Annotated in this window: 16 protein-coding genes; all 16 read left to right on the top strand. The window is 29.3% G+C overall.

Annotation, left to right across the window (positions count from 1 at the left end; translation table 11 throughout):
• Position 1 precedes the first annotated feature (1 nt).
• Positions 2-754 (top strand): IS21-like element helper ATPase IstB, encoded by a 753-nt coding sequence (gene istB / locus NSA23_RS04825; protein WP_042683166.1) that lies wholly within the window; start codon positions 2-4, stop codon positions 752-754.
• A gap of 51 nt (positions 755-805) precedes the next feature.
• Positions 806-1,135, top strand: coding sequence for a hypothetical protein (locus NSA23_RS04820; RefSeq protein WP_257490288.1), 330 nt, complete (start codon positions 806-808; stop codon positions 1,133-1,135).
• Between the two features lie 14 nt (positions 1,136-1,149).
• The gene (locus tag NSA23_RS04815) at positions 1,150-1,380 is read left to right on the top strand and encodes an ATP-binding cassette domain-containing protein (RefSeq protein ID WP_042679397.1); all 231 of its coding nucleotides are present in this window, start codon (positions 1,150-1,152) and stop codon (positions 1,378-1,380) included.
• Between the two features lie 81 nt (positions 1,381-1,461).
• A complete protein-coding gene (locus tag NSA23_RS04810; RefSeq protein WP_042679395.1) occupies positions 1,462-2,286 on the top strand; it encodes a nucleotidyltransferase domain-containing protein in 825 nt (274 codons plus the stop codon).
• A 51-nt stretch (positions 2,287-2,337) separates the two neighbouring features.
• Positions 2,338-2,856: a GNAT family N-acetyltransferase gene (locus NSA23_RS04805; protein WP_042679393.1), complete on the top strand. Its 519-nt coding sequence runs from the start codon at positions 2,338-2,340 to the stop codon at positions 2,854-2,856.
• A gap of 294 nt (positions 2,857-3,150) precedes the next feature.
• Positions 3,151-3,594, top strand: coding sequence for a GNAT family N-acetyltransferase (locus NSA23_RS04800; RefSeq protein ID WP_042679391.1), 444 nt, complete (start codon positions 3,151-3,153; stop codon positions 3,592-3,594).
• A gap of 102 nt (positions 3,595-3,696) precedes the next feature.
• Positions 3,697-4,089 (top strand): aminoglycoside 6-adenylyltransferase, encoded by a 393-nt coding sequence (locus tag NSA23_RS04795; protein WP_050069721.1) that lies wholly within the window; start codon positions 3,697-3,699, stop codon positions 4,087-4,089.
• Between the two features lie 37 nt (positions 4,090-4,126).
• Positions 4,127-4,633, top strand: a complete 507-nt coding sequence (locus tag NSA23_RS04790) for a ClbS/DfsB family four-helix bundle protein (RefSeq protein WP_042679388.1) — start codon at positions 4,127-4,129, stop codon at positions 4,631-4,633.
• A gap of 43 nt (positions 4,634-4,676) precedes the next feature.
• A complete protein-coding gene (locus NSA23_RS04785; protein WP_276537024.1) occupies positions 4,677-5,258 on the top strand; it encodes a DNA-3-methyladenine glycosylase I in 582 nt (193 codons plus the stop codon).
• Between the two features lie 813 nt (positions 5,259-6,071).
• Positions 6,072-7,238, top strand: coding sequence for a bis-aminopropyl spermidine synthase family protein (locus NSA23_RS04780; RefSeq protein WP_042679387.1), 1,167 nt, complete (start codon positions 6,072-6,074; stop codon positions 7,236-7,238).
• A gap of 59 nt (positions 7,239-7,297) precedes the next feature.
• Positions 7,298-7,693: an adenosylmethionine decarboxylase gene (gene speD / locus NSA23_RS04775; RefSeq protein ID WP_081915165.1), complete on the top strand. Its 396-nt coding sequence runs from the start codon at positions 7,298-7,300 to the stop codon at positions 7,691-7,693.
• A 1,089-nt stretch (positions 7,694-8,782) separates the two neighbouring features.
• Positions 8,783-9,847: a helix-turn-helix domain-containing protein gene (locus NSA23_RS04770; protein ID WP_042679384.1), complete on the top strand. Its 1,065-nt coding sequence runs from the start codon at positions 8,783-8,785 to the stop codon at positions 9,845-9,847.
• Positions 9,840-11,093, top strand: coding sequence for an FAD-dependent oxidoreductase (locus tag NSA23_RS04765; RefSeq protein WP_042679382.1), 1,254 nt, complete (start codon positions 9,840-9,842; stop codon positions 11,091-11,093). Before NSA23_RS04770 ends, NSA23_RS04765 begins: the two co-directional genes overlap by 8 nt.
• A 430-nt stretch (positions 11,094-11,523) precedes the next feature.
• Positions 11,524-12,057 carry an FmdE family protein gene (locus NSA23_RS04760; RefSeq protein WP_042679380.1) on the top strand — a complete coding sequence of 178 codons (534 nt, stop codon included), beginning with the start codon at positions 11,524-11,526 and terminating at the stop codon, positions 12,055-12,057.
• Between the two features lie 118 nt (positions 12,058-12,175).
• Entirely contained in the window at positions 12,176-13,252 is a 1,077-nt protein-coding gene (locus NSA23_RS04755; protein ID WP_222704718.1) for a FecCD family ABC transporter permease, read from the top strand.
• Positions 13,253-13,256: 4 nt separating this feature from the next.
• Complete coding sequence (locus tag NSA23_RS04750; RefSeq protein WP_042679377.1) at positions 13,257-14,009, top strand: ABC transporter ATP-binding protein; 753 nt, start codon at positions 13,257-13,259, stop codon at positions 14,007-14,009.
• The last annotated feature ends 42 nt before the right edge of the window (positions 14,010-14,051 follow it).

Raw genomic sequence — 14,051 nt, 5'->3', positions numbered from 1 at the left:
AATGTTAACTAAAAATGATACTATAAAAGAATATGCAAAGGAATTAAAATTATCTAATCTTTGTAGAAAAGCAGAGGATTTTATTGAGGATGGAGAGAAAAAAGACTTATCCTATCAAGATTTTTTACTCAATATTTTAAACGAAGAGATAGTTGCTAAAGAAGAAAAAAGAAGACAAGGTCGTTTAAAAAATTCTGGTCTTCCAATTATAAAAACAATAGAAGAATTTGATTTTGAATTTCAAAAATCAATTACTAAAAAGCAAATAAATAGACTTTTAGAAATGGATTGGATAGATAAAATATATAACCTTGTCTTCTTAGGCCCTCCGGGCGTAGGGAAAACACATATATCAATAGCTTTAGGTTATAAGGCTATTGATATGGGATACAAGGTAAGTTTTATATCAATGGATAATCTAATGTATGCACTAAAAACACAGGATATCTATAGAAAGAGTAAAATAAGGATAGGTAAAATCCATTCTTCAGATCTTGTAATTATTGACGAAATAGGTTATTTGCCAATAAATCGTGAAGAGGCAAATATGTTCTTTCAATTAATATCATCATTACATGAACAAGCTTCTGTAATAATTACATCCAACAAAGGATTTGGAGATTGGAATGAGCTTTTAGGAGATCCAGCATTAACTACAGCTATACTTGATAGACTTACCTTTAAATGTGAATTATTTAATATGACTGGTCAAAGTTATCGACTCACTCATAGAAAATCTTTTTTGGAGGATTAAAAACTGGAAATTATTCATGAAAAATATTTTCCGAAATTTATTGAAAAGTACTTGCCGTTTACAGCAGGAGTTGAACTTTCAGGGGTATTAGGAACTTTGATGGTTTTTGTTATTCCTTCAGCAATAGTTTTTATATATCTAGGATTAACTGAGAAAAGAAGGAGCAAAGTTGATTGGGAGAAACAATGGATAGAATATTACTCAGACTCAAAAACAATGATGATACACGGAAATATATCAGGAGCATTATGGGTATTTGCCTTTGGAGCAATTCCTTTAGTTGGATTTAAATTAGGTTGGAAATATGCTTGGATACCTTTTGTTGTAGCTATTGGTGGGCAACTTATTATTGAAGCTATATTTGCTTCAATAAAGAAATAAGGGAGTAAATTTAGATGATAGCAGTTTTTAAAGATATGGTTAAATTGTATGAGACTCATTTGACCTTAGACCATGTAAATTTTGAAATAGAGAAAAGTGAAATAATTGGTTTATTAGAGGCTAACGGTGCAGGGAAAACAATGATTATGAAAGTTTTTATGGGGTTAGTTCTTATAGATAGTGGGGAGATTATTTTATTTAATGAAGATAAAAAGAGAAATGAGAACTATATAAAGATAGATTAAGATATCTATTTCAAAAACAAAGTGAAAATGAAAACATACTAATTTAAAATGAAGATAAGGGAGTTGGAAGTTTTATGACTATTGAAAACATTCTTAAAAAAAATAAGTAGGGAATTAGAACCTATACAGGGAATTGTTGGGGTAGTACTAGGTGGGTCAAGGGCAAGAGGTACAAATAGACCTAACTCTGATATTGATATTGGAATATACTATGATGAAAGTTTAGGATTTGATACCAATGAAGTTAGCAAGGTAGCTACCAAATTAGATGATGAACATAGAGAGAATTTAGTTACTAATTTAGGGGAGTGGGGAGAATGGATAAATGGAGGCGGGTGGATAATAGTAGATGGTTATCATGTAGATTTAATTTTTAGAGATATAAAAAGGGTATCTCAAGTTATAGAGGAATGTACATCTGGAATTGTATCTACTCATTATCACACAGGGCATCCCCATGCTTATATAAATGCTATGTATATGGGAGAAATTTCAATTTGTCGTATATTAGTAGATAAAACTAATCAAATTGCAAAGTTAAAGTCTAAAACTATACCATATCCTAAAGCTTTAAAAGAAGCTATAGTTTCATATTTTATGTTTGAGGCAAATTTTTCTTTAATGTTTGCTAAGGACAATATAGACAAGGATGATATTTATTATGTTGTAGGTCATTGCTTTAGAGCTATTTCTTGTCTAAATCAAGTATTATTTGCTAAGAATGAAGAATACTGTATTAATGAAAAAAAGGCAGTAGCAATGATTGATAATTTTAAAAAAAAGCCAAAAGATTATAAAAAAAGGGTGGATGAGATATTTAGTTTATTATCTTCTAGCCAGGATAGTATGAGAAAGGGAATAGAAATATTAGAAGAACTTATTCATGAAATAGAGGAAGTAAAGTAAGAAATGTTCTTTATTTATTACAATATATTTTTTGGAGGTATTTATAGATAAATGTCAAATAAAACTATAACAAGCATATATGGTGAATATAAAATTATATTTCTTGACGAGGCACATGCTCGAGAAATAGCTAAATGGCAATATCCAAGCCCTTATGATTTTTATAACTTTCATGATAATGATGAAACAGTCAAAGAGCTTTTAGAAGAAAGCTACTATTCTGTTTTTGATGAACAGGAAGAATTAATTGGTTATCTCTGTTTTGGAAGTAGTGCACGTATTATCACTTGTGAAGGTTTCATATTTTCAGATACTGCACTGGACATAGGATTGGGTATGAAATCAGAACTTTGTGGAAAAGGTTTAGGTCTTGATTTTTTATATGCAGGACTTGCATTTGCCAAATCAAATTTGTTGGGACATAAGACAAATTTTCGACTATCTGTTGCTCAGTTTAATGAAAGAGCAATAAAACTATATAGCAAGGCTGGGTTTACTCTTCATCAAACTGTTACTCATAAATCACTGAATATGCCATTCTATATAATGCTCCGTGATACTAATATATAAATTTTAAATTATTTTGATTAACTAGATTGAGAGAAAATTAAGTATTATATTTTATTGGATGAATTGTTTTAAGAATTTATTTATTATATGTAAGCGTTAATTCTAACTTACATTATTAATAATTCTACGAAAGCTTTTCGTAGAATATAAAGCAAAATCAGGTTTTCTTTGAAACATCTCTTTTTTTAAAAAAAGTAGTGTTTCTAGATAGCTCTAATGATATAATGTTAAAAATAATATATTAATGGAAAAGATTTCTAAATAAAGTTGATTTATATTTGGTGAGGTGTAGCAATGAAAATTAAAAGAATTTTAGGTAACAAGAAACAATTTCTTGATTTGCTGCTACTAGCAGATGAACAAGAAGATATGATTGATAAATATTTGGAGCGTGGAGATGTTTTTGCTCTATATGATGGAGATTTGAAAAGCATTTGCGTGGTGACAAAAGAAGATGAAGGAATATATGAGTTGAAGAATATTGCAACCTATAAAAAATATCAAGGGCAAGGTTATGGAAAAGCCCTTATGAATTACATTTTTGATTATTATAGTGGTAAATGTAAAACTATGTTTGTGGGTACAGGAGATAGTCCTCTTACTATTCCTTTTTATAATCATTGTGGATTTAAAATTTCACATAGAGTTAAAAACTTTTTTACTGATAACTACGATCACCCTATTTTCGAAAATGGAATTCAACTTATTGATATGGTCTATTTGAGGAGAGATTTCTAAAGATTATAAGCACAATCTTTACCAGTAATTAAATAGAAAACGACCAACGTTAAGTAAAAACTTGCTTCAGAATTTTTTGATGATTGTTGTAATGAATTTTGAATGGTTTCAACTTATGTTTCTAAAGGTTTGTGTCACAAAGAGATCCTTTTTGCAGCAGAGCATCTTAATTTTCATGTCCATCCAAATTTGTTGCAGATGATGGCTTGGAAGACAGGCATAGAAACAGATTTTTCTCTAAGTATAGGGAAATCCTATAAATATATGGATAAGTATGTTTCAAAAGATGTTTGGGAACGATTAATGGTTACTTATAAAAATAGTTCCTATGAAGAAATGTGGAAAGCATTGTTTGAGTGTCATTCTCTCTTTAGAGAAGCATCTAAATTTGTTGCTCAAAAATTAGAATATGATTATCCTGATTATGATGAAAATGTAATAGCATATATTGAATCACTAAATGTATTTTCTAATATAAATGATGAAAAAAGATAGATTTTAGAAATGATAAAGAAAGGGAGGCTATTGCATTATGGAATATAAGAATAAAGAAGAATTATTAGATGAGCTTAATAAAAGAGCAAAACTATTCATAAATGAATTTCAAGAAGTACAAGAGGAAGAAAAGGATATTTTTGTAGAAGGTGTAGATCGGACACCAGTACAAATTATTTCTTATCAGTTGGGATGGCTTCATCTTGTAAAGTCTTGGGATGAAGATGAACTTTCAGGTAAAGAAGTATTTATGCCAACGAAGGAATATAAGTGGAACAATCTTGGTGGACTTTATCGAGATTTTTATAAACAATATGAAGATTATTCATTAGAAGAATTCATCGAAGAATTTGATTTTCTCATTGATATGTATAATAAATGGATAGGGGAACTTTCAGAGAAAGAACTATTTCAGCAGGGATACAGAAAATGGACAGGTGATAAACCAAACTGGCCTATGGCTAGGTGGATTCATATTAACAGTGTAGCTCCTTTTAAGACATTTCGAAGCAGGATTAGAAAATGGAAAAGATTAAAAGGATAGAAGTTATTAGAAAATAATTTATATACATTGAGGTGAAGAAAAAATGGCAGAAATACAGTATTGTGATTGGGCTTTAAAAAGTGAAATGGAAAAGAAATATCATGATGAAGAATGGGGTATACCTGTGCATGATGATAGAGTATTATTTGAATTTCTTGTATTAGAATATATGCAGGCTGGACTCAGTTGGGAAACGATCTTAAGTAAGCGTGAAACTATGCGTAAAGCTTTTGACCAATTTAATCCATCTATTATAGCTAATTATTCAGAAACGAAGATTGAAGAATTGATGCAAGATAAGGGTATAATTCGAAATAAATTAAAATTAAAAGCACTTCCTGTAAACGCAAGAGTATTTCTAGAAATACAAAAAGAGTTTGGAAGTTTTTCAAAATATCTTTGGATGTATGTAGATGGTGAACCTATTATTAATCAATGGGAAAGGATTGAAGATGTGCCATCTAGTACGAAACTCTCTGATATTATCAGTAAGGATTTTAAAAAAAAGGGATTTAAATTTGTAGGTACAACCACCATATATGCATTTTTACAGGCAGTTGGTGTGGTTCATGATCATTTAATCTATTGTCATAAACATAAGAATAATGAAATATGCAAATTTTAATAACTGAAAAATAAACTTATAGTATTAGTATGCCTAACAAAGAGGAATGAAAAAAAGGCCTTGAAATAACAGGAATTGTAGAATCGCAGTTATCGAAATATTTATTTCATACTGTTGAAGAGATGCAAGATGAGCTTCAAAGTAGATGATATAAATTATTTCTGCAAAGAAAAAATAATTTATATTACAAAAAATCTTGGTGCCTTTAGTGTTATAGTTTATCTTTGCGAAAAGATTTAATCTTTAAAGCTGAAATATGTACTTATATTTGTAATAAATGAATTTATATGTTATACTCAAGGTACTAAATAGTAAATATTAGAAGAATTTAAGGGAGAGAACTTGATGTCCGCATTTGTTTTTAACTAAATCAACTAAATTAAATAGTTGTGTCTTAGAAAGCGTTCAAACCTAGTACCATTTAGGTTTATTTGTTGACGGCTTTTTAAGGGGAAGTTAGAAACATGGATATCATTAAACCTTGCAATATATATAAATAATCATTATTTATTAAGGTTATTTTATATCAAATATGAATTTTTATATACTCTATATTATAGTTATAGGCTCATTTTCAGTCTTGATATTTTGATATAGCTTTTTAGCATATTATTATTGAAACTTAGTATTAGGGTGTTATTTAGCATATATTTTAAGTTATAAAAGGTTATAGTGACTTTATGTTACTATAACCTTTTTTGTTTTATTCATGTTTTTTTACTTCCAAAGACTAGTATAGGTATAATTAGTTGTTTTAGTTTCAATAAACCATGCAATGAAACTAAAAATTATAATTACGGAGGGTAATAAATAATGCTTAATTATATAGAGGAAGTAAATACGAACATAAAATTAGAAGAAGGAAAGAAGACTATAGAGGATATATTAGTAAAAGTATATTTTGAAGAAGGTATTTCCACCAAAGAGTTAGCAAGAAACAGTATCCTACCTATTCCTATAGTTGCTGCCATAAAAAAAGAATTTATTAAAAAGGGGTTAATTATTCAAGATCGGGGAACAAGACTTACAGCCAAGGGTATACGTTTTGTAGAAGAACAGTTAGGGTTCAAGGAAATAAATAGAGCTCTATATATGAAATTATTAATGGAGCCTTGGAAGGAACATAAAGAAATTATTGAAATAAAAGAAGAGTTAAAGGTGATTTTTAATAATCGTCCTCAAGTAGATGTCACTATAGATCAGTCAAAATCCAGTGTAGATACATCTTTAAAAAGAGCAATATTGTCTCTTAAAAACCATACTTTGATAGGAAAAAGGATTTTGTGCATAGGGGATGATGATTTAGTAAGCGTGGCTTTGGGTTTTTTATTAAAAAGACTTTTTAATAATACTATTTGCCATAATACTAAGATTACTGTAATGGATATTGATAAAAGAGTTACTGATTATATAAGTAATATAGCTATAAAAGAATCTCTTCCAATTGAGTGTAAGTGCGTAGATTTAAGAATACCATTAACAGATGATTTTAAAAATCAATTTGATTGTTTTTTCACAGATCCACCTTACACCCTTAAAGGAATGAATTTATTTCTTTCGAGAGGGATAGAAGCCTTAAAAGATGATAGTGGGCTTACTATTTATTTTTCTTATGCTCATAAGTCTCCAGATTTTCAATTAGCTATGCAAAAGTATTTTTTAAGTATGGGACTTATGATTTCAGAAGTAATAGCTAGATTTAATGCTTATGAGGGAGCTGGAGTAATTGGAAATACAGGACAAATGATTATTCTTAAGACTACTAATGTCACTAAATCATTGATACAAACTTCTTATAAGGGGCCTTTATATACTGGAGAGCTTAAGACCACAATACGCTTTTATAGATGTACAAAATGTGGTGAGGTAATAAAGGTAGGAGTTACAGAAAAGTTTAATACTATAGAGAAATTGAAATCAAAAGGATGTTACAAATGTAATAATCAAGCATTTAAGTTAATGAAGAGGATAAATATCTAAAATATCTCTTAAAAATATGAACTAGTTAAATATAGAATAAGTATAGAAAAGGAGAAGCTATGATTAAATTAAAACAATTAGGAAGACATATTTTAATTGAATATTATGATTGCGATAGAAAAGTATTAGAGAATAGTTCGCTAATAGAAAAATATATGTTAAGCGCTGCTAAATTGGCTAAAGCTACAATAGTAGAAAGTGTATTTCATACGTTTAATCCTTGGGGAATTAGTGGAGTTGTTGTTATTGAAGAATCACATCTAACGATTCATACCTGGCCAGAATATAAATATGCAGCTGTAGATCTATTTACTTGTGGAAATACAATAAAGCCTTGGACTGCATTTGAATTTTTAGAAGAAAAATTAAGTGCAAAAAGAACTGATATAACAGAAATACCTAGAGGAGTGATGGACTGCATTTTTAAAAATCAAGAGACTTTTGAAAATAGTTAAGTGTTAACTTTTATCAGTGTATAAAGACTTAAAAATCTCTAGAAAGGGGCTATTAAGCCCCTAATTTCAATAAAGAAAGAATTAATGAGTTTCTATCCAAAATTAAGGGGTAGTCTAATATAAGTTACTACACAAACCTGTAATAATTTATTCCTCCGTTGTCTTCAATGTACCACCTATTTTCTTTCTTTTCCAATATTTTATTATATTTTCCTATACAACTAAACAGAAAATAGAAAATTTTCCATTAATTAAAAATATTGATATTGTATCTAAGGCTATACTTAATATTTATTGGAAACAATCTTATTTTTAGAAATTATATTTCTTCAATATCTAAATTTTAAATAGAAGTAAATATGGTAAGGTATGTAGGATTATCTCAAGATTCAGAAAAACTCTCTGAATTTTTTGAGGAATATGAAACTATAGTAGAAAGATGAACACTATTACAGTAGAGAAATTTACTATAATAATGTCACGGGCAAAAATTATTTATAAAATAAGGTTTTTTTAGGCTCTATTCTAGAAAGATTTAATGATTTTAGAAAATTATATCAAGCAAGTAAAATTTATATAATTAATGAGTTGCATAGAAAGATTATGTAGGTTATAGTTTTTATATGGAGTTTATTAAAAAATTATCAAACTATAAAAGTTATACAAATTATGATTAAACCACAACTTGGTTTTAATATAAATAGATTTGAAAAGTGATTCTTTATGAAAAAGAATATAACAATAATATTAAAAGTCAATGGAGGCATTACTTAAAACTAACTTCCAATAAATTAAATAGAGGTCAATATGACAGATAATATTAGAATTAAAAGTATTAAATCAGAAGAGAAATTAGCTAAGTTTTGGAAAATGAGAAACTAATGTATGATTCAAGATATAATTCCAAATTATGAATTAGGAGAACCTATACCAAAAGAAGCCAAGGAATGGTTTTTCTCAGAAGAATATCGTATTTATATTTAATAATATTATGTATATATAACTAAGGAAAGGAATCATGAGCATAGTTATACTCATTTACCATACTTTCATTATTAACATGCTCATTAAAGGGGAGGAGGAGCTGTTATGAAATCTAAAGGGTTTAATGCATATACCAAGTATGTAATATTGCAACATGCTCTGAAAGAGGATAACGTTTCTCGAACATGTGAGCTGTTTGGAATTTCAAGAACAACTTTTTATAATTGGCAAAGGGCTTATCAACAGCATGGTATAATTGGATTGGAGGGTAAGAAACGCCAAAAGCCTCAAATGCCAAATAGAGTGAGTAAGACTATTGAACAGGAGATATTGGCGTATGTTGCTAAATATCCAGCCGATGGGCCTAAAAGGATTTACTATGAGTTAAAAGCTGAAGGTATTAATATTGGGGAAACGGGAATTTACAATGTTCTAAAGCGACATGAATTAACAAAGAAGGCCCAGCGAATAGAATATTCTACTAAGAAACCCCACCATATTAAAGTCAATCGAAAAGATAATAAAAAAATGCTTGGGATTCTTAATTCTAAGGAAGGCTATCCAGGCTATCTAGTAATTCAAAGAATTGATTTTATAGGTACTTTTGAAGATATCGGTAGAATATATCAATATAGTTTCTATGATACGTTTTCAAAATGGGGAGAGGTAAAAATATATAATAAAAAGCAAGATATTAATATTTGGCATTATTTTGAGCGTAAATTAATTTATCTATTAGAGACTTTTAATTTAAATATTGAAAATTTAATTACTGAAAAAGAAAGAGAATTTCTACCTTATTTTGTAAAGGGTGATAAATATAAAGAAATTCTAGAGGACTTTCATATTAATCATATATTTGTTTCTCCTGAAGATACTGATATATTAGATGATATAATGAGATTTAATGAATTTTTAGTAATGGAGTTTTACAATAAAGTTCCTTTAAATGACAATTTAGATTCTTTTATAAAAGTTGAAAATGCAATTAATAATTTTATAAGGGAATACAATTTTTGTAGTATAATTCCTAATGGGTCTAATGCAGGAAAATCACCTGCTGAAGTTGTTTTAGAAAGGGCAACAGAAAATGGTGCAGATTTGGACACATTGCCACTTTGGCTTCTAGCGTTGATAAATTCTCCAAAGCGAGGTGGTAGAGTTGAGTAAGAGAGACTATAGGATTGCAGTTATAGGTGGAGGGCTTTCCGGTCTAGTTATAGCTGAAGGTCTCCAAAGAAAGGGATATAAGAATACTACTCTTTTTGAAAAGGAAGAACGTCTTGGAGGTAAATTGCATACTATTTGGTATAAGGAAAAATCTTATGAATTGGGGGCAATTTTTGGGTTACCTTCTTATTCAAATCTTAAATCATTGATGAAAAGATTGAATATTAAAGCAGATGGTCCTAAATTATCTCGTACTAATTATAATGCAGATGGTCAAAGAATTATGCCGATACCTAAAGAAGATCTAGGAGGCTTTATGGAAGAGTTGGAAAGACTGCCTCAAGTGTTGGGTATATATAAATCACTAGAAGATGTTAGTATTAAGAACATAGAACCGTCATTGATGTTACCCTTTTCAAAATGGTGTGATATGCATCAATTTGAAGTTTTAAAAACCATTTATGTACACTATTTCACTATTTTTGGCTTAGGAAATATTGATGAAGTTCCAGCTCTTTATGTACTTAGGATTATGAATTATAATCATTTAATGTCCTTTATGAAGATTCCAGAGTTTTACACATGGAAGGGTGGAGTTTTCACATTGGCAGAACACTTGGGTAAGGGAGTTAAGGATATTAGATTCGGCCAAAGGGTAATGGATATTTCTTTATCTTCAAGTGGAACTCTATGGTTACAAACTCAATTTGAAAGACTTGAATTTGATAAAGTTATTATTACTGCTCCACTAGATGAATTTTCACATCTACATTTTTGGGATGAAGATATGAAGAAATGTTTACATAGCATAAAATATCAATTCTTTAATGTTTATGCTTTCATTGTGGACAAGGTTCCCGAGGGCTGTGGTTGTATATTGGAAAACTTATCATCTAGTAGACGTGGACATATCACTATATGGGATTCTAGATGGGACGTATCTCATGATGAAGGAATGGTGGTACTTTATGCATATAATCCTCCCTATAGTTCTAAGATATCTTCTTTAGATTATATTAAAGATGATTTGTCAAGATTAGGAGTGGAAAATCCAAGACTTTATCAAGCTAAACGTTGGAAACATTGTCCCTATGTGGATACTCATACTTTAGAGAGTGGATTTTATGATAAAATGGAAGCTATGCAGGGTAAAAATAATGTATTTTTGGCAGGAGAAATTATGAGTATGCTCTCAATTGAAAACTGTATTCGATATTCAGAGAATTTATTAGATAGATTTTTTTGAAAAAATCGATTTATACATTAAAAATCTTCTTAAGCATTGCTAGCTTAAGGAGATTTTATTGTATTATTCAAATTCAAATTGTGAGTTTATTTTTAAGTTGTTCCAGATAGTCTAACGTCAATTCAATCAATAATTTATAGTATTTTAGCTTATTTGAAGGACTTTTTTACATTCAAGTTAAATTTACATATAGTACTATAAAAAGTTTTATAATAAATGTTAAATATGCTATCTATTTTCATTGTAAATGTAAACTAAACTTGAAATATAAAGTTAAAGAACGTTGAAATTTCATTATTCCTCTTTTTTGACAGGTATTCTCATTTTATATACAATTTTAATCGAAATGTTCCGTAACATTTGAATACAATGAAAATTTATAGAGTGATTATGACATTAGTATAATTTTGATATTTAAGGGGGAATAAAAATGAACAGAGAACTATGGAATAAATGTGTTGAATTTCATGGACACGAGTGTCCAGGATTAGCTATTGGATTCAGGGCATCTCAAATAGCAAGGGAAAAAATGTCATTAAATTTTTCCAAAGATGAAGAAATTGTATGTATAACAGAAAATGATGCTTGTGGAGTAGATGCAGTTCAAGTTATAACTGGTTGCACAATGGGAAAGGGAAACCTAATTCTAAAAGATACTGGAAAGATGGCATTTACATTTATTAATAGGGAAAATGAAGATAGTATTAGATTAATGCTAAAATATGATGAAAAGGAAATGGAGAGAGAAAAAAGACAACAGTATATTCTAGAAGCACCAGCAGAAGATGTATTTAAGATTGAACGAGTTAATGTTAAATTGCCAGAAAAAGCAAGGATATTTACTACAGTAATTTGTGAAAAATGCAACGAAAGAGCACCAGAACATAAAATACGACTTCAAGGGGGAAAGAAGGTTTGCCTAGATTGTGTTAATGAATATTCAAGAGGGTGGGGTAATCTATAGATATTGGATATTTAGATTTACGGTTTTTCAACTAAAAATTGAAGAATTGCTATATAAATTATTTAATGCATTAATATTATATAATTCTAAGAATAAGTAAATTAGAATTAAGGATGTGGTGAATATTAAGAAAAATAGAGGAGTATTATTTCAGGATAATGTATACGAACACCATATAATTAGGAAAAAGTTTATTATTATTGTTTTACTTGCTGTTACAATTGTTGCATTTTTTTGGGCTATAAATGCAGGTGCAATGCCTATTAAGCCTAAAAAGGTGATTTTAGCTATTCTTGGATTAGGAGATAATAAATCAATTTCTATCATAAGGAATATCCGTATGCCAAGGGTAGTTTCAGGGATATTAGCAGGTGCGGGATTATCAATAGCAGGATGCATTATGCAGAACAACTTAAAAAATCCTCTAGCATCTCCTTCTACACTTGGTATATCAAATGCTGCTGCTTTTGGAGCCAATGTTGCTATTATTTTATTAGGTGCAGGCACCATAGTAAGCACCGGTTTAGGTGAGATACAAATTTTCAATCCTTATATTGTTACAATTTGTGCAATGTCTTTTTCAATAGGGTCTACCTTATTAATTATTAGCTTATCTAAAATAGGTCGTTTTTCTACACAGAGTATTATTTTAGCAGGAGTAGCACTAAGTTCTCTTTTTTCAGCAGGTACCATGATTATCCAGTATTTTTCTGGAGATACAACTAAAGTAGCCGCCGTTATTTTCTGGACATTTGGAGATTTAGGTCGAGCATCTTGGAATGAAATCATAATAATGGGTATTTTAATTGCTATATCTATAATTTATTTTATATATCACAGATGGGATTATAATGCATTAGATAGTGGAGATGATACTGCAAAGAGTCTTGGAGTAAATGTTGAGAGAATAAGACTTTGTGGAATGTTTATGGCATCAGTTATCACTGCTGTTACTGTATCGTTTTTAGGGATAATAGGTTTTATAGGTTTAATCTGCCCTCAAATAACAAAAAGATTAATTGGTAGTGATAATAGATATCTTATACCTGCATCAGCAATCATGGGTTCTTTTATATTACTCATATCTGATACGCTAGCACGAGTATTATTATCACCACAAACTTTACCAGTGGGGGCTGTAACATCTTTTCTTGGAGCACCATTATTTCTTTATTTTCTTATAAAGGGGATGTAGGTAAATGACTTTATTAGCTGATGATATAAGTTTTTCATATCCAAAAAATGATGTTATTAAAGAAATAACATTTTCATTAGAAGAAGGAGATTATCTGGCAGTTTTAGGAACCAATGGGGCAGGGAAATCAACTCTTTTAAAGTGTTTAAGTAAAATATTGAACCCTCAATTAGGAAAGGTATATATAAACGGTATTGATAGCTCTACATTAAAAGGAACAGAACTTGCAAAAAACATTGCATATGTACCACAAAGTCACGACTATTCAAAAAAAACAGTCTTTGATTCTGTTTTACTTGGAAGAAAACCATATATAAAATGGGATGTAAGTCAAAATGATATTGAGATTGTAGAAGATATTTTACGTTTATTAGACTTAGAGAATTATTCTATGCGATATACTAATGAACTCAGTGGTGGTGAACTTCAAAAAGTTATTATAGCTCGGGCACTTGCTCAACAGCCAAAAGTTCTATTGATGGATGAGCCTACTAGCAATCTTGATCTGAAAAACCAAATAGAGGTGCTCAGTATAATTAAGGAAATTATTAATATACAAAAAATTTCAGCGGTGGTTACTATGCATGATTTAAATTTAGCACTACGGTTTGCTAACAAATTTATTTTGATAAAAGAAGGTGAACTTTTTGCCTTTGGTGATGCAACAGTTTTAAACTCAGAATCAATTAAGAGTGTATATGGTGTAGATGTTGTAATAGAAGAGTATTTAGGTATTCCAGTAGTTATTCCTATATAAAGTATTTTTAAACATTAGGATCAAGATTTTTTGCTGAAAAAG

Origin of the sequence: Anaerosalibacter massiliensis, from assembly GCF_024623155.1 — a bacterium.
Classification (GTDB): domain Bacteria; phylum Bacillota; class Clostridia; order Tissierellales; family Sporanaerobacteraceae; genus Anaerosalibacter; species Anaerosalibacter massiliensis.
Note: the sequence above shows the minus strand (reverse complement) of the source record. Positions and strands in the feature narration are given on the sequence as shown.